General features: G+C 38.4%; 21 protein-coding genes and 1 other RNA gene. 7 read left to right on the plus strand and 15 right to left on the minus strand.

The annotated features are described in order from the left end of the window. The 10 genes from P8O16_RS03560 to P8O16_RS03605 form a co-directional block, all read right to left on the minus strand. Positions 1-1,875, minus strand: a complete 1,875-nt coding sequence (locus tag P8O16_RS03560; RefSeq protein ID WP_300310939.1) for a M23 family metallopeptidase — start codon at positions 1,873-1,875, stop codon at positions 1-3. Then, entirely contained in the window at positions 1,862-2,473 is a 612-nt protein-coding gene (locus tag P8O16_RS03565; RefSeq protein ID WP_300310941.1) for a fumarylacetoacetate hydrolase family protein, read from the minus strand. The genes P8O16_RS03560 and P8O16_RS03565 overlap by 14 nt, the downstream gene beginning before the upstream one ends. After that, a complete protein-coding gene (locus P8O16_RS03570; protein ID WP_300310943.1) occupies positions 2,470-3,183 on the minus strand; it encodes a hypothetical protein in 714 nt (237 codons plus the stop codon). The genes P8O16_RS03565 and P8O16_RS03570 overlap by 4 nt, the downstream gene beginning before the upstream one ends. A gap of 111 nt (positions 3,184-3,294) precedes the next feature. Continuing rightward, the gene (locus P8O16_RS03575; RefSeq protein ID WP_300310945.1) at positions 3,295-3,981 is read right to left on the minus strand and encodes a DUF4377 domain-containing protein; all 687 of its coding nucleotides are present in this window, start codon (positions 3,979-3,981) and stop codon (positions 3,295-3,297) included. Then, positions 3,978-4,679, minus strand: coding sequence for an SGNH/GDSL hydrolase family protein (locus P8O16_RS03580; RefSeq protein ID WP_300310947.1), 702 nt, complete (start codon positions 4,677-4,679; stop codon positions 3,978-3,980). The genes P8O16_RS03575 and P8O16_RS03580 overlap by 4 nt, the downstream gene beginning before the upstream one ends. A gap of 7 nt (positions 4,680-4,686) precedes the next feature. Beyond that, entirely contained in the window at positions 4,687-5,730 is a 1,044-nt protein-coding gene (locus P8O16_RS03585) for an LD-carboxypeptidase (protein WP_300310949.1), read from the minus strand. A gap of 229 nt (positions 5,731-5,959) precedes the next feature. After that, positions 5,960-6,253 (minus strand): D-alanyl-D-alanine carboxypeptidase, encoded by a 294-nt coding sequence (locus P8O16_RS03590; protein ID WP_300310950.1) that lies wholly within the window; start codon positions 6,251-6,253, stop codon positions 5,960-5,962. Further along, positions 6,220-7,251, minus strand: a complete 1,032-nt coding sequence (locus P8O16_RS03595) for a D-alanyl-D-alanine carboxypeptidase (RefSeq protein WP_300310952.1) — start codon at positions 7,249-7,251, stop codon at positions 6,220-6,222. Before P8O16_RS03595 ends, P8O16_RS03590 begins: the two co-directional genes overlap by 34 nt. 10 nt (positions 7,252-7,261) lie before the next feature. Further along, positions 7,262-7,642: a DUF423 domain-containing protein gene (locus P8O16_RS03600; RefSeq protein ID WP_300310954.1), complete on the minus strand. Its 381-nt coding sequence runs from the start codon at positions 7,640-7,642 to the stop codon at positions 7,262-7,264. A gap of 28 nt (positions 7,643-7,670) precedes the next feature. Beyond that, positions 7,671-8,336 carry a YggS family pyridoxal phosphate-dependent enzyme gene (locus P8O16_RS03605; protein ID WP_300310956.1) on the minus strand — a complete coding sequence of 222 codons (666 nt, stop codon included), beginning with the start codon at positions 8,334-8,336 and terminating at the stop codon, positions 7,671-7,673. Positions 8,337-8,386: 50 nt separating this feature from the next. On the opposite strand from P8O16_RS03605, the gene P8O16_RS03610 reads away from it, so the two are divergent. From P8O16_RS03610 to P8O16_RS03620, 3 genes are all read left to right on the plus strand, one after another. Continuing rightward, positions 8,387-9,940 carry a GH3 auxin-responsive promoter family protein gene (locus P8O16_RS03610; protein WP_300310958.1) on the plus strand — a complete coding sequence of 518 codons (1,554 nt, stop codon included), beginning with the start codon at positions 8,387-8,389 and terminating at the stop codon, positions 9,938-9,940. Further along, positions 9,937-10,551, plus strand: a complete 615-nt coding sequence (locus P8O16_RS03615) for a LysE family transporter (protein WP_300310959.1) — start codon at positions 9,937-9,939, stop codon at positions 10,549-10,551. Before P8O16_RS03610 ends, P8O16_RS03615 begins: the two co-directional genes overlap by 4 nt. Positions 10,552-10,612: 61 nt before the next feature. Further along, on the plus strand, positions 10,613-11,542 hold the full coding sequence (locus P8O16_RS03620; protein ID WP_300310961.1) for a nucleoside hydrolase: 930 nt from the start codon (positions 10,613-10,615) through the stop codon (positions 11,540-11,542). A gap of 169 nt (positions 11,543-11,711) precedes the next feature. Here the strand turns inward: P8O16_RS03620 and P8O16_RS03625 are convergent, their stop codons facing one another. After that, positions 11,712-12,104, minus strand: a complete 393-nt coding sequence (locus P8O16_RS03625) for a DUF302 domain-containing protein (RefSeq protein WP_300310963.1) — start codon at positions 12,102-12,104, stop codon at positions 11,712-11,714. Between the two features lie 121 nt (positions 12,105-12,225). Between P8O16_RS03625 and P8O16_RS03630 the strand changes: the two genes are divergently transcribed. Further along, the gene (locus tag P8O16_RS03630) at positions 12,226-12,831 is read left to right on the plus strand and encodes a hypothetical protein (protein ID WP_300310965.1); all 606 of its coding nucleotides are present in this window, start codon (positions 12,226-12,228) and stop codon (positions 12,829-12,831) included. Between the two features lie 158 nt (positions 12,832-12,989). On the opposite strand, the gene ald is transcribed toward P8O16_RS03630, so the two are convergent. Next, complete coding sequence (gene ald / locus P8O16_RS03635; protein ID WP_300310967.1) at positions 12,990-14,108, minus strand: alanine dehydrogenase; 1,119 nt, start codon at positions 14,106-14,108, stop codon at positions 12,990-12,992. 434 nt (positions 14,109-14,542) lie between these two features. Between ald and P8O16_RS03640 the strand changes: the two genes are divergently transcribed. Next, positions 14,543-16,957 carry a thiamine pyrophosphate-dependent enzyme gene (locus tag P8O16_RS03640; protein WP_300310968.1) on the plus strand — a complete coding sequence of 805 codons (2,415 nt, stop codon included), beginning with the start codon at positions 14,543-14,545 and terminating at the stop codon, positions 16,955-16,957. A gap of 44 nt (positions 16,958-17,001) precedes the next feature. Here P8O16_RS03640 and P8O16_RS03645 read toward each other — a convergent pair whose 3' ends face one another. Further along, entirely contained in the window at positions 17,002-17,670 is a 669-nt protein-coding gene (locus P8O16_RS03645; RefSeq protein ID WP_300310970.1) for a hypothetical protein, read from the minus strand. Positions 17,671-17,737: 67 nt separating this feature from the next. Between P8O16_RS03645 and P8O16_RS03650 the strand changes: the two genes are divergently transcribed. Then, complete coding sequence (locus tag P8O16_RS03650) at positions 17,738-18,733, plus strand: acyl transferase (RefSeq protein WP_300310972.1); 996 nt, start codon at positions 17,738-17,740, stop codon at positions 18,731-18,733. Positions 18,734-18,916: 183 nt separating this feature from the next. Here the strand turns inward: P8O16_RS03650 and P8O16_RS03655 are convergent, their stop codons facing one another. After that, positions 18,917-20,074, minus strand: a complete 1,158-nt coding sequence (locus tag P8O16_RS03655; RefSeq protein ID WP_300310974.1) for a sigma-54 dependent transcriptional regulator — start codon at positions 20,072-20,074, stop codon at positions 18,917-18,919. A gap of 17 nt (positions 20,075-20,091) precedes the next feature. Continuing rightward, an RNA gene (rnpB, locus tag P8O16_RS03660) (RNase P RNA component class A) lies at positions 20,092-20,498 on the minus strand. Positions 20,499-20,722: 224 nt separating this feature from the next. Between rnpB and P8O16_RS03665 the strand changes: the two genes are divergently transcribed. After that, positions 20,723-21,196 carry a DUF4442 domain-containing protein gene (locus P8O16_RS03665; RefSeq protein ID WP_300310976.1) on the plus strand — a complete coding sequence of 158 codons (474 nt, stop codon included), beginning with the start codon at positions 20,723-20,725 and terminating at the stop codon, positions 21,194-21,196. The last annotated feature ends 31 nt before the right edge of the window (positions 21,197-21,227 follow it).

The following is a 21,227-nucleotide window of genomic DNA, read 5'->3' on the forward strand; positions in this document are numbered from 1 at the left end:
TTATAGTGTTCCTTTCCACTCAGTAATATTTCCTGCTTGGTCGGTAACTTTTAGAATAACAGGTCCTTTAAACGGTTGTTCATCTAATTTTTCGGACCATATGACCGACTGTTTGTGCTCGTATCGCATCAAAACCCATTTTCCATTAACCATTGCCTCAAAGCTCTCGATTCCAGATAAATCATCCTTGATGATAAACCTGAGCTCTGATGAAGTGACTCTCACAGGTGAGATAGTTGGTTTTTGCAAATCCTGGCCTAAAACAAAAGTACCAAAATTTCTGGTTTTGAACCGGATGGAATTGCCTTCCCAAGTTCCACCTACAAATGATTTCCTTCCATTTGAAGATTGTTGGTATACTTGATAAGCAGTTTTATTGCCTGAGAAACCCGAAAGATCCCAATTTACCTCTATAGAGTTCCATAGGTTATCCGAAGCATCGTTTATTTCAAGTTTAGGATTAGAAGGAGAATCCTCATGCTTGATTCTTAAAAATAAATCGTCTAAAACAGACTCTTTATCAAACCTGATCTGAACCTTTGGATCTGCATAGGAATGTTCTTTTCCAAAAGGTATTTTGGCTTTTATTGGAAGAATAATTACCTCTGAGCATACATCTATTTCCTCAGGAATCCCAAAATTCATATCCCAGAGATAAGTCCTGCTTTGTGCATCTTGATATGCTGGCAACATTTCAAAGGAGTTTGCTCCTACGTAAAATTTTGCCAGACCTCCATTCGGTGAGATAGGTGCTTTGATTTTTAAAATATCATCCAAATAGTAAACCGTAGATCTTGCAGGCGCTCCTCCGTCATTAACATTGTGCTCTAAGTCTTGACCCTGAAGGGTGAAGCTGATTTTACGTTCATTTCCATAGGCATCAATCAGGGAAAGCGAATATGATTTTTTCTCTTTTGGCTCCAATTCTAGATGTCCTGAATTGGGTTGCTTTGGATCAATAAAATCAAACTTCAGATTTTCCTGAAAGTACAATTTGCTGAAACGGTTCTGGTGGGTATAAAGTAAAAAATGCCTGCTGTAATTGAAATCTACTTTATCTACCACTTGCTTAAAAACTGTACTGTCGTTTTCCTTTAATATAAATGTGGGAAAACCGTTTCGATTGCTGGCTCCATCCAATTGATCAAAGCTTTGAATCTCAATCCCAACTTTTCCTGTGACTTGCACTGTAGCTGGGAGCCTGTAAGATGAACCGGCAGCGACTGGGGTGATTTCAAGTCGCTGGAATTTGCCATTGACACGAGAATCTATATCTAGCGGTACGATAGCGATTTTTTGTGGAGTAGGAGGGGTATTATCTAAAATCTCAGGAAATCCGAATAATAAAGGATCCATAGCGCGATCGAGACTATCTCTTATTTCGAAGTGTAAATGAGGACCTCCTGATGATCCTGTATTTCCTCCATTAGCGATTTGTTCTCCTTTTTTTACCGACAATTCTCCGGGTTCTGGATAAACTTCAAGATCGTTTGCCTTTGCTTCATACATTTTCTTTCGGATGTAGGAAGCAAGCTTTGGATTGAAGTTTCTCAAATGTCCATAGAGCGTGATATGTCCTGAAGGGTGCTTCAAATAAATAACATTTCCATACCCAAAAGTGGAAACCTTGATGCGATGTACCCATCCATCTGCGGCGGCAAAGATTGGTTCGCCTTCTTGACCACCAAACTTAAAATCTAAACCGGTATGAAAGTGGTTAGGTCGTAATTCAGAGAAATTTCCGGATAAGTAATTGCGTCCTCCTGGCTTTACAGGTGACTTGAAATAGCCTTTTTCAACTCCTTGAGAAAGAGCAATAAATGGAACAAAAAAAATAAACAGAATTAATTGGCTGAGGAATCTATTTAACTTCAAAATCAAGCATTTTTTTAGAGCCAATAAATCCTTCCAATCGATCACCAACAGCAACTGGTCCAACTCCGGCTGGGGTTCCTGTATAGATCAAATCACCTTTTTTCAAAGTGAAAAATTGGGAAACATATTCGATGATCGTTCCGAAATCAAATAGCATCAATGCCGTATTTCCTTTTTGCTTAAGCTCACCATTGATGGTCAGATGGAAATCAATATTCTTCAAATCACTAAAGTCTGCCACAGGAGCAAAATCACCAACCGGAGCAGCGCCGTTGAATCCTTTTGCAATCTCCCAGGGAAGACCCTTAGCTTTGCATTGGTCTTGTAAGTCACGCGCTGTAAAGTCTATCCCCAATCCGATCTCTTCGAAATAGCGATGCGCAAATTGCTTTTGAATGTATTTGCCTTCCTTACAAATTTTCAAAACTAATTCGGCTTCATGATGAATATTTTTTGAGAAATCAGGGTAATAAAAAGGACTTCCATTTTTCAATAAAGCCGTGTCTGGCTTGAGAAAAACTACTGGATTCCCTGGAGTTTCATTCTTTAACTCCTCAATATGTGCCGCATAGTTTCGGCCAATGCAAATAATTTTCATTTTTTTCCTGGACCGTATGGATTATAGCCTGGTAATCTTTTTAAAATTAGGGTGATTTTTTGATTTTGGTCTTTTAAAATCAAAGAATCAGAGTTTATCAAATTATATGATTTACTCGTCAGAATAGCATCTTTCAAACCGAAATCATCACATTCTGTATTTTCTGTAAAGTAATCAGTTGACAAGGAAAAGACTGAAAATTCAGATTCTCCTACCTTTCCAAGGTTCCCACTATAGAATTTACATTCGGTATTTGCAGAAATTATTCTTCTCCAATCCTCAAAATTAATCTTAAAATAGGCAAATTTCTCCTCTGGCACTTTAAAAGAATTAATTTGTAAAATATCCCATCCAGCGTTTAAATTCGTACTAAAGTCTTTTACTTTTTGAATTACATCAATCACCTTATAATCAAAAGGATTTGTGGAGCTTGCTTCTGGTATTTCTACTTTTAGCTGATAAAAATGACCTGACTGATAGTCAAAATCACTAAGAATGTATTTTTCATCTAAACGTATCCAATTATTGATGTCATAGTCTAGCGTATTTTCTTTCAGAACGAAAAGACATCGAATCGTGGTATCGAAATCACAAGGAATTCTAGATGTCCAAACCCAAAAAGTTTCCTCTATTATTTTTGGTGAATCTTGTTCTTTACAACTTGTAAAAATAAGAAGTCCATAAATCAAAAAATAGTGATATGCTTTCATAATCAAATAGTTATAAATTCATTACCAAGTTAATACTATTTTGAAAAGATCTCAAAAAAGGGATTTGTTCTTAGAAATAAGTTGATAGTAAGAAACTTTGACTTTTTGGATTTAATCAACGGCCATAAACTTAATTAATAATTTACCCTCTTCATTAAAAAGTAGGAGATGATTATCTTCGATCATGTATTTGCGACAATCTATTAAAGCCTTACCTATTGCTTGCTCCACTGACATGTCCGGACAGGCCATCATAGTGGAAGCTCCAGGGCCTAAGAGTAATTTTTCCCCATCATTTTCTTTGATTGAGCCACGAATCGAATTACATCCTGTATCTCCAAAATAAGTTTTGGCAGATGCATTGAATTCGAATATCAATGCTTCCTTTGATTTGAAATTGACAGGATTTTTGATTTCACCGACTTCTACCACTTTCCAGATATTGGTAATTCGTAAGCTTTTATCAACTTCCTTACTTATTACCTCTATTAATTTAAAAGTCTTTGAAGATGCATCAGCTGGGACCGGAGCTGGCCGATCTTCTATACTAAGTTTTATTTGGTAAATGTGACCAGGTTGGTATTCAAAGCCTTCAATGGTAGAATAGAAAAATTCCCACTTTTCAGAATCAATGATTTCCCCTTTTTGGATTTGCAAACAAGACATTGGAGCAACTCCAGTGCAGTCAAATTTTGCGCTATTGATCCACCAAGTCTCGACAATAGCATTTTCTTTTGAATCAGTACAATTAACTAATCCTAGTAAACTTAGCAATGTGAAGATTAGGGTTAGTTTCAATCTTTTAAATTTAAAGATTTCACTTGCTCAAACAATTTATCTGCCCAAAACGAATAGACTAATCCACTTGGATGAAGTTTATCGGCAACAACCATCTCGGTTTGCGCGCCAACAGCTCTGTAATGTTCAGTGATATCGATAAAGAAAACACCGAATTGCTTACAAATTTCTTTTTTAGCTGCGTTATATTCATCGATTTCTGAAGCCACTTTTAATTTATCCGATCCTTTTTCTGTTGCGAAAGGAGTTACTCCCCAATCTGGAATGGATAGAACTACAACATGGTCTGGAAGATTTCCAGCAAAGCCAATTGCTCGAAGAAGGACTTGCTTAAACTCAATTTTGAATTCTTCTACTGATCTTCCTCGATATTGATTGTTAACTCCAATGAGAAGCGTCACCAAGTCATAAGGCGGAGCAATGTTCTTGGATTTATTGATTCCTTCTTCCAATTCGTCTACAGTCCAGCCTGTTTTGGCAATAATAACTGGGTCACTCATGCCGATATTCAATTCCTCATTTAATCGCTTAACCAATTGGTTTGGGTAGCGATCTTCTTCCGGAACTCCTTCTCCGATGGTATAGCTGTCTCCCAGCGCTAAATATTTCAAAGGTCTTTTTGCGTCTCCCATTTGCGTATTTGAATCTGAGCAGGCTAAAAAGCTCATCATTACTAGTAGTGCTAATAAACTTTTCATTTATAATTTAAGATTGAAAAACTGATTCTATTAATTGAAATGTGCCAGTGGAAGCGTCCATTTTGACCCTTGCCCCAACCGGAATAATAAATTGCTTCGAGATATGACCAATCATCGCTCCCGTATAAGCTGGAATATTCAAAGGTAAAACATAATCATCCATTACCTGATCTACACTTAGCGAACCATAGCCACCTCCAGGCTCGCAATCGGAGCACTGACCAAAAATAAACCCTTTGATCTGAGCTAAGGTTCCGTTTAGCTTGAGGGTACTCATCATTCGATCGACTTTATAAGGATCCTCGCCAATATCCTCGATAAATAAGATCGAATCTTTAAAATCCGGATAGTAAGGAGTGCCTGACAAAGAAGTTAAAACCGTCAAATTCCCACCTAGAATTTTTCCTTCTGCCACGCCGTCTTTTAGTGTTTGAATTCGATTTGCTTTTATTACCAAATCATCTCCCTTTGGTTGCTCATTTTGGTAGTTGACCAAAGCTTTTTCAAAGAAGATTTGCTCAAACTGATTTACATTGAAACTATTCCAGCTCCCGGTCCCATTTGGTCCGTGAAAAGTAACTAAGCCGGTTTGAGAATGAATTGCGCAATGCAAAGCCGTGATGTCAGAATAGCCCATCAGCGGTTTTGGGTTCTTCTTGATCAATTCATAATCAATCATCGGGAGGATTCGAGCTGCTCCCGAACCTCCACGGATGCAGATTACTGCTTTTACTTCTTGATCTGCGAACATGCTGTTGAGATCCTGCGCTCGTTCCTCATCCGTTCCTGCCAAATGCCCACGACGGTTTTGGAGATTTTCCCCCAACTTCACCTGAAAACCCAGCGCTTCCAGAGCCTCCTTTGCGAAAGTGAATTGCATTCGATCTGAAGTGGCTGCCGATGGACTGATTAAACCGACTAGATCTCCTTTTTTTAAAGACTTTGGCAAAAGGGTTTTTGGATCAAAATTAGCTTGAGAAGTACTCCAAGAAAGTAGGGGAGCTACTCCAGCCATAAGCCCCAGAGATTTAAGAAAAGCGCGTTTTTGCATTCGTAAAGGTTTTTTACAGAATGTGAAATTAAGCTTTTTCTCTCTAGAGAGAAACCCAAATTTGACTAAGGGTATACGAATCCTAAATGGATTTCGACTTGCTTATAATTTCACCCAGTTAATGACTTAGAATTCGTAACGAAGGTTTGAAAAGAGATAAAAAGAATCGACTTTAAAGGGAGAAATTGGGAGAGAAAAAAATAATAGAATTTCAAATGAATAATTTGAATCAAAGCATATCCCTCACCATCAAAAGCACTTTTTCCATTTCACTTCTTACTTCAGATGCTTTGTTAAGGTAGTTTGAATTCATAAAAGCAAAACTGTAGGTCTTCCCACTTTTCGTTTTGATAAGACCAACAAGACTATGGTTATTACTCATTGTACCTGTTTTGGCAAAAATGTAAGGCTGAGCTGCCTGATAATTATTTTTGAGGGATCCGGACACTCCTCCGGTCGGTATTAGCTCAAAAAGCTCCTGATCAGGTATCATTCGATATAATTTCTCAAAAAGCGTAACCATAGTTCTAGGAGTGAATAGATTATGCCGACTAAGGCCACACTACCGTCCACCCATTTAGGTTGATCAGGGAGATCGAAGAGGTAAGTCTTAAGTATAAATTCAATTGCCCGCTCGGTATCCAATCGCTGAAAAAGGCGGTCAGAAACCATTAGCATCAATTGTTCGGCTAGGAAATTATCACTTTCAAGCATCATTTCTTTTAGAATGGGAAAGATTGGACTTCCTCGATAAGCAAGGTGATTTTCAGGCAATACATCACTTCGATAATGCCATGTTTTTCCTGTTGCTTCAGATGCGAGTTTGACAAAAAGCTCAGGAGAAGTCAAAAGTGGAATATATCGCTCCGATCCTCGAAAATTTGATGGATTGTAATAGAATTTATTTTGATGAAAGTCGCGTTCTAATTCGCGTATGGTTCGGCTGGTTTGGAAAACGGAATCTTGAAATCGCTTTGGAAACACAACAGGTCTTGTTCCTTCTTTTCGAACTTCAAGTAGATTGCCAAAAATCGGCAGGGAAGTCAGCTCGGCGGAATAATCGTAATAGTAATCGTCCCATTGCCAGCCATAGCCAAAAGCCGGGGAGTCCATGTTAGCATCTGAATAAACCACATGGGTAAAAGGTTGAATGAGTTTTTGGATACCGGGATCCTGAAATTTTTTATACTTCCAACTAGGATCTCCGCTTCCCCAAATGTGAATCGTATCCCCAGAGGTTACATATCGGAGTGTTTGCGTACTGTCATTTAAGATAGTGATCGCTGAAAAAAGCGTGAAAAGTTTGGTAGTAGAAGCCGGAATAAAATTTAAATGTGAATTCTTTTCATAGAGGACGGTTTTTGCATCCATATCTTCTAAAATGAACCCGGAAAGATGGTTATAAAAAAAACTTCCCGGACCTAGTGCCTTTTCCATTCTTAGAAATTGCTCAGGAGTCAACTGCCCTTTTGCAGCAAGGGAGATAAAAAATAGAAAAGCAAAAAGCAGTGATTTCTGCATGAAAATGGATTTATGAATTTTTTGTAGCTGCTAAAAATAGAAATGCCCAGCCTAGAATAAAGGCTACTCCACCCAGCGGAGTGATTACTCCCAGCCAAGTAATTCCTGTGAGGGAAAGGATATATAGCGAACCTGAGAAAATCAGAATTCCTATCATCATCAAGATTCCAGCAAGTTTTAATTGTTTCCAATCAGGCTTAAAAAGGAATAAAATCCCGATTATTAAAAGTGCCAAAGAATGATAGAAATGATACTTGACGGCAGTTTCAAAGGTTTCTAATCTACCAGTTTCTGCTAAAATGTCTTTCAATCCATGCGCTCCAAATGCTCCGATTCCAACAGCAATTGCTCCAAATATGGATGCCATTTGAATTAGTTTTTTTCCATTCATGATCTCAAACTCTTGATTTTAAAATGAACTACCGAGCTCCGAAAATTGCCGAACCGATTCTAACCATTGTACTACCTTCTTCCTGAGCAATCAGATAATCGCCGCTCATTCCCATTGAAATTTCCTCCAATTGTACAAAAGGTGGAAGTGATTGTGATTTCAAATCATCGAATAATTGCTTGAGCCCTCGAAATTCTTTTCGGACTTGACCCTGATTTTCCGTGAAAGTCGCCATCCCCATCAGTCCCTTGATTTGCACATGACTTAAAGTCAAAAATTCAGAATCTGCAAACATTTCGGTTAGTTCTGCTCTGTCAAAACCAAATTTACTTTCTTCCTCTGCAATATGAATCTGGAGTAAAACAGGAATTGCCCGATCGATTTTTTTCCCTTGCTTATTGATTTCTTTCAGAAGTTTGAAAGAATCCACTCCATGGATCAGATGGACAAAGGGAGCGATGTATTTGACTTTGTTGCTTTGTAGATGCCCAATCATATGCCATCTGGTATCAGCTGGCATTTCAGGCTGTTTCCATTGTATTTCCTGAACTTTATTTTCTCCAAAGTCTCTGATTCCAGCTTCATAAGCTTCTTTCAAGGCCTCGATGGGTTTAGTTTTACTAACCGCGATGAGTTTGCATTCCGGATTTTGAAAAGATTTTTTTACTGCTAGAAGGTTTGCTTTGATATCCATTGGCTATTTTTATTCACTAATTTTTTTGCCCGATTGACTAAAACAAAGATATGGCGATACTCAGTACTTTACTAAAGAAAGGCATTAGACTGAAAGAAAGTTTAGAGCAGGACTATTCAAGTCCGATTGATCTGCAAAGACAAACATTAAAGAAATTGATGATTCATAGCCGAGAGACAGCAATAGCAAAGCGATATGACTTTAAATCAATATTGTCGTCTTTTCGGAAACCAGGGGGTGAGTATTATACTAGGTTTAAAACACAAATCCCGATCTATGATTACGATAAGATTTATCAGGAATGGTGGCATTTATTACTTGAAGGCAAATCCGATGTCACTTCTCCTGGGGTTGTGAAGCATTTTGCGCTAAGTTCCGGAACTTCAGGAGCTACGTCCAAATATATTCCCATCACCAGAGATATGATCAAAGCCATTCGTAAGACTGGTGTGCGACAGATTCTTTCACTTTCTCATTTTGAAGGATTACCTGCTTCCTTGTTCAAAAGAGGGATTTTGATGCTTGGAGGAAGTACCGATTTAGAATTCAACGGCACGTATTTCTCAGGAGACCTTTCGGGGATTACCACTGGAAGGCTGCCTATTTGGTTTCAGCGATTTTATAAGCCAGGTAAACAGATTTCAAGAAATAAAAACTGGGGTGACAAGCTGGATCAAATAGTAGAAAAAGCAAATACTTGGGACATAGGAATTATAGTGGGTGTACCGGCTTGGCTGCAGATTTTATTGGAGAAAATCATCGAGTTTTACGATGTGAAGCATATCCATGAGATATGGCCTAATCTTCAGATTTTTGTTCATGGAGGAGTTTCATTTGAGCCTTACAAAAAGGGTTTCGAAAAGCTCCTTGGTAAACCGCTAACCTACATTGAGACTTATTTGGCCTCTGAGGGCTTTTTAGCTTTTCAGGCTTTTCCGAATAAGAAATCAATGCGATTGGTCCTGAATAATGGAATATTCTATGAGTTCATCCCATTTAATGAGGAGAATTTCGATAGCGAAGGGAATATTTTACCCAATGCCAAAACACTTAAAATCGACGAGGTAGAAGAACAGGTTGATTATGCCTTGTTGATTACCACTTGTGCCGGTGCATGGAGGTATTTAATCGGAGACACAATTCGTTTTGTCTCGAAAGAAGAAGCCGAAATTATCATTACCGGGCGGACTAAGCATTTTTTAAGTTTGTGTGGGGAGCATTTGTCAGTCGACAATATGAATAAGGCAGTTGAAATGGTTGCTGAAGAACTGAATACGAGTTTTACGGAATTTACCGTGTTGGGAATTTCGGAAGGAAATCTGTTTGCCCACCATTGGTATTTGGGAGTTGAAGATCAATTAGATACCCAAATTATACGGAATTTGATTGATCAAAAACTCTGTGAGCTAAATGATGACTACGCGGTAGAGCGAAAGCATGCGCTTAAGGAAGTCTATGTAACACTTTTGCCATCTGATCTTTTTTATGATTGGATGCGAACTCAAGGTAAAGAAGGTGGACAAAATAAATTTCCAAGGGTATTGAAAGGGGCGAAGGCGACTTCTTGGCTTGAGTTTCTTTCACTTAATTCGGATAAAAATTGATAGCTGCATTAGGAGAGGGGTTTAGTGTTGGGCTATTATTGTCGGCTTTGATAGGGCCGGTATTTTTTGCTTTGATCCAAGCTAGTCTTACCAATGGATTTCGCTATGCGGCAACTTTAGCAACAGGAATCTTAGCAAGTGATTTGATCTATGTATTGATCACTTTTTTTGGAATCAAGTTTATTGCGGGTTTTGAATCCTTCCAAACTTATTTGGGCTATGGAGGTGGATTGATTTTAATTGGCTTTGGCATCAGTTCTATTTTAAAGAAAAAAGTAAATCGTCCAAACTCCGGGGGAATTGATTTACCTCGTGCGAAAAAACGAACAGCATTTGCAAAAGGCTTTGGAATCAATGGGATCAACCCGTTTGTGATGCTTTTTTGGATCTCAATCGCTTCTGTAGTTCAATTGAAAGAGTCTTTCACTCAGTCTGATTTCCTTCTTTATTATGTAGGGATTTTAGGTACAGTATTTCTGATAGACTTACTCAAAGCTTTTATTGCGAAGCAACTGGCTCCTTTGGTCACCGATCGAGTACTTTTTTGGTTAAATAAAGCTGTTGGAGTATTGATGATCGGATATGGGATTCGGATGATATGGATGACTTGACAAAAAGGAACGAATGCCATCCTGAATTCTGTTGGTTAAAATATTCACATCTTTCAATCCTATGATTTTCGCTATAATTCGAGTTTTGGGCTTTTTTAGTTTTCTCATTTTTTTTCAGGAAAGCGATAAAACTGAAAAGCTTCAAGTAATTATTGACGCTGACACAGCTAATGAAGTGGATGATTTGTATGCTTTAGCTCGTGCGATTGAGGAACCTAACATCGATTTAATTGCAATCACTTCCGCGCAATTCCACACTTCACCTTTAGCTTCTGATTCTTCTGTTTGGGAAAGCCAAGAGATTAATGAAAAATTGGTTGAGCTGATGGGACGTGCCTCACTTGAATTGCCGCTTGGAGCCAATGCACCGATTGAGAATTTGTATGAGCCCCAAATTTCGGAAGCTTCCACTTTTATAGTAAATACTGCATTAAGTCTCAAAAAAGGAGAAAAGCTTGATCTGGTTATTTTGGGGAGCTGTACGAATGTTGTTTCTGCAATACTTCAGGATCCAAGTATAATTTCTAGAGTTCGGGTTCACTATTTAGGTTTTTGGCATGATCCGAAAACCAATATCTATAATCTAAAAGAGTTTAATTCTGGCAATGATACACTTGCTGTTCGAGTCCTTTTGGAAACAGAAGGTCTTGACTTAACTGTCATGTCAGCTACAACCAGTCAGAATTTGGTTTTTGAAAAAAGGATTGTCGACCAAAACCTTAAAGGGAAATCAGCTTTGGGAGATTATTTGGTGGATCGGTGGGAGACTTTTGAGCGATGGTGGACGAAAGCTGACCCTGAAAAAACCAAGTGGACCATGTGGGATTTGGCAATAATCGAAGCACTTATTCATCCAGAATGGACGAGCGTTTCTAAATTCACAACTCCTGAAGGTTATAAAAAAAGGGAAATTAAAATCCATACCGCTATAGATCGAGAAGCTATGGAAGCTGATTTTTGGCAGTCTATGCGAAACAGCAATGCCAATTAGTGAACTCTAAAAAAAATCCTTCAAGTTGAACGCTTGAAGGATTTCTGTTTTTGTAGTCAATTGATGTTAGTCAGCCACATACTTGCTATAAGGCATGTTGAAAGCTTCTTTATCAGCCGAATAGACGATATCGATATTAATAATATTTTACCCAGGTACTAATTTTGAATTAATTAAGCCCTTTCAATACATTCATCAGCTTTTCCCGAACCTCTGCTGCAAAGCTTTCAATTTCCGAATTATTTACGACTGCCATTGCTGTTTTTGGATCCATTACGGATACATCATATTTTTCAGAACCTATTTCTCTAATGACCACATTGCATGGTAAGAGAGTGCTTATTTGAGGGTCAATTTGTAATACTTTGTCTGCAAAAATAGGATTACAAGCTCCCAAGATCAAAAAAGGGGGATACGCTTTATCTAGCTTTTTCTTCATCGTTGCCTGAATGTCTATTTCGGTTAAAATACCGAAACCTTCTTTTTTTAGTAACTCTTCGACCTGCTCTCGGACAGTTTGAATAGATTTTGCGGAAACTTGTTTTGATTGAAAATAGCTCATGTTTTTGTTATTTAATACCTTAATTTACCATGAATCGATATGTTTTTCTTTGTGATTTATCACATTGGACCATTCATTCTTTAATCAAAAAACACTTCTTCTGAAAGCAAGTTTTATTCTTATGAAAAATCAGCCATATTTTATTTTTATAGCATTACTTCTACTATTTATTCCCTGGCATGCCTTTGCACAAGAAATCCCAGAGTTAAGTGCTTTCAATCAAACCAGGATAAATTACAATGAATCCGGAATGATCATCCTGGGTTCTTGGGCAGTTGGTAATATGATTTGGGGAGGCATTGGAGCTAGTAATTCTACTGGACAAACGAAGGCTTTTCACCAAATGAATATCTATTGGAACTCTGTCAACCTAATTATCGCAGGGTTTGGCTTCTGGCAGGCTAGTAACGAAGGGCTATCTAATGATCTCTTTGGTACATTGGATGCTCAACAAAAAATAGAGAAAATATTACTGTTTAATACCGCATTGGACGTGGCCTATATGGCAGGAGGGATGTATCTAAAAGAGCGGGGCCTTAGGTTGAATAAAGATAAGTTTATAGGTTTCGGAAAATCCATTATTCTGCAAGGAGCTTTTCTGTTTACGTTTGATGCGCTTATGTATACCTTTCACGCAGTCCATGCTAAAGAATTGCCAGGCCTTGTGCAACAAATCAGTTTAAATCCAAATGGTTTCACTATGACCATTCCTTTGTCTAAAAGATGAAAAAGCTAGTCTCAGCTTTAGAAAACAATTTTTTTGGATTTTTCAAATTCAGAAGTAATGGATTTTCTAATCTATAAATAGGAATGTCTAAAGTTTAAGATTGCAAAAAAAATCCCCCTTGTTTTCACAAGAGGGATTATATAGTGGACTAGTACAAATTAGTCAGCTAAATACTTGCTAACTGGTACATATGGCATATCAAAAGCTTCCGCAACTGCTTGATATACGATGTCTCCATTGATTACGTTCAATCCAGGTACTAATTCAGCGTTTTCTTGAGCAGCCTTTTTCCATCCTTTATTAGCCAATTGAATCGCATAAGGAAGTGTGGCATTTGTCAAAGCAAGGGTAGAGGTGTAGGGTACTGCACCTGGCATATTAGCTACGCAATAATGTACTACATTATCAATGACATAGGTAGGATCTTGGTGCGTAGTTGGCTTACAAGTCTCAATACATCCACCTTGATCGACTGCAACGTCGACGAGAACAGTTCCTGGAAGCATTTCCTTTAACATATCTCTAGTGATCAAGTGAGGCGCTTTTGCTCCTGGGATCAATACTGCACCAATAATTAGATCATGATTTTGAATCAGTTTTCGAATGTTGTATTCATTAGACATCATCGTATTCACATTTGCGGGCATTACATCAGCTAGGTAACGTAAACGCTGTAAATTAACATCCATGATAGTCACATCTGCTCCAAGACCAGCTGCCATCCAAGCGGCTTGAGTACCTACGATACCCGCACCCAAAATCAATACTTTAGCAGGAAGAACACCAGGTACGCCTCCAAGAAGAATACCTCTTCCGCCTAGCGGTTTTTCTAAGTAATTTGCACCCTTTTGAATAGCCATTCTACCTGCTACTTCTGACATAGGAACCAAAAGCGGTAAGCTTCGATCAGCTTTTTCTACGGTCTCATAAGCCAAACAAACTGCTTTTCTTGCAACCATTGCTTTGGTTAAAGGCTCATAGGAAGCAAAATGGAAATAAGTAAAAAGTAACTGTCCTTCTTTAATCAGGTTGTATTCTGCTTCGATAGGCTCCTTTACCTTCATGATCATTTCAGCAATTTCATAAGTTGCTTCGATGGTAGGAAGGATTTTCGCACCAGCCGTCTCATAGTCTTCATCCAAAAAACCACTACCTTCTCCAGCAGTATGCTGTACGTAGACAGTATGGCCTCTTTTTACCAATTCTTTTGCACCGGCAGGCGTAAGCGCTACTCGGTTTTCATTGTTTTTAATCTCTTTGGGAACACCTATTATCATGTCTTTGCTTTAGATGAAGTGAATAATGTCGCAAAGATAAGAAGCTAAAACAAACTGAAAAGTCAGAAAGAAAATAGTATTTGGTGTGATTTCGAAATATTTGGTTTTTCAAAACTTTCTACCGTTAAAATCACTGAAGATTAAGAAAATTTCAAAATATAAATTTTAAGCAAGGATAATTTTGCAAATTTATTTTCGTAAAAAAACTTATTTAACGAAAAGGATCGATTATCAAATTATCAATTAATTCGATTGTATTTTTTATTTTTTCAAAATAAAATTCTAAATGATTATCGATTATGCATTTCATTCCGAATTTTTGATTGATAAATTATATTAATGAAATTTGTAAAAAAATAAGATTTGGCTATTTTTGGAAAGAGGTAAATTGACGAAATTGCCTCAACCCAAAAATAATGATAGATTACAAGATCATGTCAAAAATTCAATCAGTCCCTAAAACCTCATTAACACCCGATTTAACCGTAGACGCAATCCTTGCTGATTTCCGTTTAGCAATGCTAAGTCGGCATGCCTCCTTAATTGGCAGAAAAGAAGTCTTTATGGGAAAGGCAAAGTTTGGAATATTTGGCGATGGGAAAGAACTAGCTCAGTTAGCCATGGCGAGAGCTTTCCAGATCGGTGATTTCAGAGCCGGCTATTATCGTGACCAGACTTTTATGATGGCTTTAGGCGAATTGAATGTGAGCGAGTATTTTGCTCAACTCTATGCTCATACCGATGTAGAGGCGGAGCCAGCAAGTGCCGGTAGATTGATGAATGGTCATTTTGCAACCCGATCTCTCAATGAAGACGGGAGTTGGAAAAATCTCACTGAAATGTATAATTCTGCGGCTGATGTTTCTCCAACAGCTGCACAAATGCCAAAACTTTTAGGCTTGGCTTATGCCTCCAAAATCTATCGTGAAAATAAAGGCCTTAAGAACCTGAATCAGTTTTCTATCAATGGAAACGAAGTCGCTTGGGGTACTATTGGAAATGCTTCTACTTCCGAAGGGATGTTTTTTGAGTCAATCAATGCCGCAGGAGTAATGCAGGTACCAATGGTTGTTTCTGTATGGGATGATGGGTACGGTATTTCAGTTCCCAAAGAATTTCATACAACAAAAGGCAGCATTTCTGAAGTGTTAGAGGGATTTGCAAGAACTGATTCTCAAGCTGGGATTGAGATCATCCGTGTCAAAGGATGGGATTATGAGGCGCTTTTAAATGCCTATTTAAAAGCAGGGGAATTAGCACGAGTTTCTCATGTACCGGTTTTGATTCATGTGGAAGAGTTGACACAACCACAAGGACATTCTACTTCCGGATCTCATGAGCGCTATAAGACTGAGGAAAGATTGAAGTGGGAGAAGGAATGGGATTGTATCAATAAATTTAGAGAGTACATATTATCCAACCAGATTGCTACTGCAGATACTTTAGAAGCAATCGAAGCGGAGGCAAAAGCACAAGCAAAAAAAGAGAAAGAAGCCGCATGGGCAAGTTTTTCAGGTGAGTTTAAAGCTGAGCTTGCCGAGGCAGTGAGATTAATCAATGAAGCTGCGGAAAACAGTACTAGAAAAGTAGTGCTGAATCAGATGGCACATGAACTGTCCAAAACAATCAATCCTATCCGAAAAGATGTTATTTCCACTGTTAGGAAAGTCTTATTAATGCTTCGATCAGATTCTCCTTCTACAAAAGCTGGCTTGAAGTCTTGGTACGAAAATCAAACTAGCTTGAACTTTGATAGATACAATTCACATCTCTACAGTCAATCGCAATGGAATGTGGGTTCAGTTGAAGAGATTTCACCGGAGTTTACCGAGAAATCTCCTATGGTAGATGGAAGGGAAATTTTGCAGGCTTTTTTTGATTATACATTGGAGAAAAATCCTGAATTTTTTGCTTTTGGAGAAGATGTGGGAAAGATCGGTGATGTGAATCAAGCCTTTGCGGGCCTTCAGGCAAAATATGGCGAGAACAGGGTAGCAGATACAGGTATCAGAGAGTGCACTATCATTGGTCAAGGAATCGGTACCGCATTAAGAGGATTACGTCCAATTGCTGAGATTCAATATTTGGATTATCTCCTTTATGGATTACAGATGTTGTCCGACGATTTGGCTTGTCTTCAATACCGAACTAAAGGAGGTCAAAAGGCACCGCTTATCGTCCGAACAAGAGGACATAGACTGGAAGGCGTTTGGCATTCCGGTTCTCCAATGGGTATGATCCTTTCCTCCCTCCGTGGAATGGTGATTTGCGTGCCAAGAGATATGACACAAGCAGCTGGAATGTACGCCACTTTGCTCAAGTCAGATGAACCTGCTTTGGTAATTGAATGTCTTAATGGATACCGACTGAAAGAAAAAATGCCCAGCAACCTGGGCGAGTTTACTGTTCCTATGGGTAAACCAGAAATTTTGAAAACTGGTAATGATCTTACAATAGTAACTTATGGCTCCATGTGTAGAATAATTATGGAAGCTGCGACCGAACTTGCTGAAATAGGAATTGATATTGAAGTTATTGATGTACAAACTTTGCTTCCTTTTGATATTTATGGAATAATTGCAGACTCTGTTAAAAAGACAAACAGAGTGATTTTTGCAGATGAGGATGTCCCCGGCGGAGCTTCTGCATTTATGCTTCAGCAAGTTATTGAGGGACAAGATGCTTTCAAATATTTGGATTCCGAGCCACAGACAATTACGGGAAAAGCTCATCGACCAGCTTATTCATCAGATGGCGATTATTTCTCCAAGCCAAGCGTGGATGATGTGGTAGAAAAAGTATATGCGATGATGAATGAAGTAGATCCCAAGAAGTTTCCTGGGATATAGATATCAAAAAAAAGACTATTCTTCAATAGTCTTTTTTTTTGATGTTACCGGGTGATTTGCCTTAGAGTAACCTCCTCGCTTGAAACTTGATTACTTCGATTAAGTGCACGATCTTGAATCTCTACATCGACTCGAATGGTGTCATTTCTGAAGATTGCCTCCCAGCCTGAGGAAAGCATTCCATACCTGATATTGCCCTCAATGGATTGTCCTTCCTCAGTGGTTAATATTCTTGGGAATCTTCCATTGAAAGTAGTGAAAAATGGAGGATCCTGCCATCTGAATTCCGTAAATGTTCCATTTCTCTTAATGAAAAACCGAACAAAAATATTGTATTGATTCGGGTTTTGTTTGATCCAGATAGTATCTCTTACGACTTGATTGTTGACAATTGGATCAATGATCCAATCTATGGGATTATAATTTGGGGCTTCGATTGGTCTTTTGCTGTAGGTGATCAGATTTCCTGCTGCGTCACGCTGATAGTTTACCGCATTGAAAGGAGGGTTGATGTCCGTTGCCTCTAATCCCAAATCACCTTCTGCATCTTGAAAATCAATCCCTATAATCAACGAATCCGGTCCAGATGTTGGCACGTATTCCAGTGATTCGAAGGTGATTGAAGGAACAGATGGGAAATTATCAGGAGGACGAATACAACCTGTAGCAGCTACAAACAAAAAGATAATCCCTAAATAGTTTTTGAAACGCATAAGGCGAAAGTAAATTTACATTCAAAGTAACATCAATTTTACTTCGATTGATGCAAAATATGAAACGATGCAGGATTTTAAAAGTTTTTCTGAAAAGCTAAAGAATTTATCCCAAGATGGATTTGATGAAATGGCTTTGGACATTTTTCAATTTCAAGCTTTTAACAATCCGGTATATTCAGCCTATCTCCAAGCAAGGCGAATAGTCCGAAATGAAATCAAAAAAGTATCAGATATTCCATTTCTTCCAATTCAATTTTTTAAAGATTTTGAAGTCATTTCTTTTCCCAGAGAAAATTATGAGGATTTTTTCTCATCCAGTGGTACTACTGGAATGATTACTAGCAAGCATTTTTATTGGTCTGAAGCTTGGTATAGAAAACATTGCCAAAATATATTTGAGGCATCCTATGGTCCACTTCAGAATTTCCATATTCTAGCTTTACTTCCGGCATATCTTGAGCGAAAGGGAAGTAGTCTTGTAAGTATGGCGGATCATTTTATCAAAGAATCAGGTTCTATTCATTCTGGATTCTATTTGTACAACCATAAAGAGCTTATCAATAAAATCAATTTCTTAAGCGGTGATGGAAAAAAGATTTTGTTGCTGGGAGTTACTTTCGCGCTATTGGACTTAGCCGAATCAGGTTTTAAGATATCTGATTCCCAAGATTTGATTGTCATGGAAACTGGAGGTATGAAAGGCAAGAGGAAGGAAATGATCCGAGAGGAAGTCCATGATCGCCTAAGATCCTACTTTCACAAAGATCAAATTCACTCAGAGTATGGTATGACCGAGTTGATGTCCCAATCTTATTCAAAAGGAGAAGGGAAATATACGATGCCTTATTCCATGCGCGTTATTCTACGGGATACAAATGATCCGCTTTCTATTTCTCAAAAACCTCAGGGTGGTATTAATATTATAGATTTGGCAAATTTCCATTCCTGTAGCTTTATAGAAACTCAGGATTTAGGTAAAATAGATGCGGATGGAAAACTGGAAGTATTGGGGAGATTTGATAGCAGTGAAATTAGAGGCTGCAACTTGTTGGTTCAGTAATTGCTATCTTAAAATTAATTAGACATATTTGAAAAGATCAAAAACTATATCATGAAAAAATTAGCAACGGCTGCATTATTGATTGGGATTTTAGCATTGGGAGCATGTGCTTCCAGCAAACCATGCCCGGCTTATGCCAAAGCCCCAACAGCACAAAAAGCAAATAGCTAAAAATATGCTGACTTAATAGTCAGCATATTTTTTTATATCCTCTAGGCTAATTTCCTGTTCTCCTAAAATCACAAGTCTTTCGACTACATTTCGGAGTTCCCGAATATTTCCAGTCCAGGGAAATTCCTGGAGTTTGGACATTGCAGCTTTGCTTATTTCTTTTTTCGCATCGCCATTTTCTTGGGCGATATCCTTCAAAAACTTTTCTACCAATAAAGGAATATCGTCTTCCCGGTCCTTTAGTGCAGGTACCTGAATTAAGATTACGCTTAATCTATGGTATAAATCTTCCCGAAATCGATTCTCTTCTATTTCCTTTTTCAGATCCTTATTGGTAGCGGCAAGTACACGTACATCTACTTTGATATCCTTATCACTTCCAACTCTATTGATCAGATTCTCTTGAAGTGCACGTAATACTTTTGATTGTGCAGAGAGCGACATGTCGCCGATTTCATCCAAAAAAAGCGTTCCTCCTTGAGCCTGCTCAAATTTCCCTTGCCTTAGCTTATGGGCTGAAGTAAATGCGCCTTTCTCATGTCCAAAAAGTTCGCTTTCAATAAGTTCTGATGGAATTGCTGCACAGTTTACAGCTACAAAAGGTTCTGAAACCCGATTACTTTTCTGATGAATCCAATGAGCAACGAGCTCTTTTCCTGTTCCATTCGGCCCAGTAATCAATACTCGCGCGTCCGTAGGAGCGACTTTCTCAATCGTTTCTTTGACTAGCTGTATAGGCTTGGATTCGCCGACCATATCAAACTTCTTCGAAAGCTTTTTCTTGAGAACTTTTGTCTCCTGTACCAATTCTTTTTTATCGAGCGCATTCCGAACAGTCAATAGTAATCGGTTCAGATCAGGTGGCTTAGGGATAAAATCAAAAGCCCCTTTTTTTGTAGCCTCTACAGCAGTTTCAATGCTTCCATGTGCTGAGATCATGATGAATTGGGGAGATTTATCTAAGGCTTTTGCCTGTTCTAAAACTTCAATTCCATCCATTTTGGGCATTTTCACATCACAAAGGACCAGATCAAAATCCTCCTCTTTGATTTTGGCGAGGCCTTCCTCACCATCTTTTGCCTCAGAGATTATGAATTTTTCATATTCTAAGATTTCCCGTAAAGTAGCTCTGATGACTTTCTCGTCATCAATGATCAGAATTTTTGACATGGGTTCAATATAAGGTAAAAAAGTGCAAGTCTATAAGCCGGGTTCTGTTTTCGCATAAGCGAAATCTTGCCATTTATCTAGTCCCGACTTCACAATCGGGATCCATCGATCTACCCACCTCGGAATCGTGATCCTGACCGAAATCAGGAGCGAATCGCACGAGCAGCGCTTTGCCCGAGGCCTATTTGATCTTTCAACCCATAAGGTTTGCCATGCCCCCGGCATCACTGACGGGGCGGTGGGCTCTTACTCCACCTTTTCACCCTTACCTTTCTTGCGAAAGGCGGTATTTTTTCTGTGGCACTAGCTGTGAACAGACCGTCACCAGTCTATCCCCTTCCCGTTAGGAAGTATGGTGCTCTGTGTTGCCCGGACTTTCCTCTCCTCCGATAGCTATCGGAGCAGCGGCAAGACGACTTGCACAATGCAAAATAAGTCATTTTATCTGAGATCATTTTTTTAAAATTCATGGAAGAATTTAACTTCTATTTAAAAAAACTTAAAAAGATTACTTTTTTCAAAAACATTTTAATCTTGGTCATGTTCTTATTGCCAAAGGCTATTAATAGCTTTTCTTCATAGTGCTGGGTTGAACCGCTCCTTAATTGGGGCGGTTCTTTTTTTATCCCGAATCTCTTATCTTTTGCCATGGATAAATCACGACAGAAGAAATTCCGCAAGCTAATCCGATCGATTAATTTCTATCCACCATATCTTTTTGCAGGTATCAAAATAGTGGATTTTGCACCGGATTTTTCCAGATTTCGAACTAGACTTAAACTTACTTGGTATAATAGAAACCTTCTTGGAACTGCTTTTGGTGGATCACTTTACTCAATGTGCGATCCCTTTTTCATGTTTATTTTGATGATTCAGCTGGGTGATGAGTACATTGTCTGGGATAAATATGCGTCAATTGATTTTGTAAAACCTGGAAAAGGGACTGTATTTGCAGAGTTTAAGCTTTCGACTTTACAAGTCGAGGAAATAAAAAAAGTAGTAGATCAAAAAGGGAAACATGTTTTTGAATTCCCGTGTGAAGTAAGAGATGAGGCAGGTTTACTAATAGCCAGCCTGAAGAAAGGTGTTTATGTACGCAGGAAGGATTATCGAAAGTCTTGATTCTATCTTTTGGAAGCAATGACTACCTTTG

Source organism: Algoriphagus sp. (assembly GCF_029254265.1).
Lineage (GTDB): Bacteria > Bacteroidota > Bacteroidia > Cytophagales > Cyclobacteriaceae > Algoriphagus.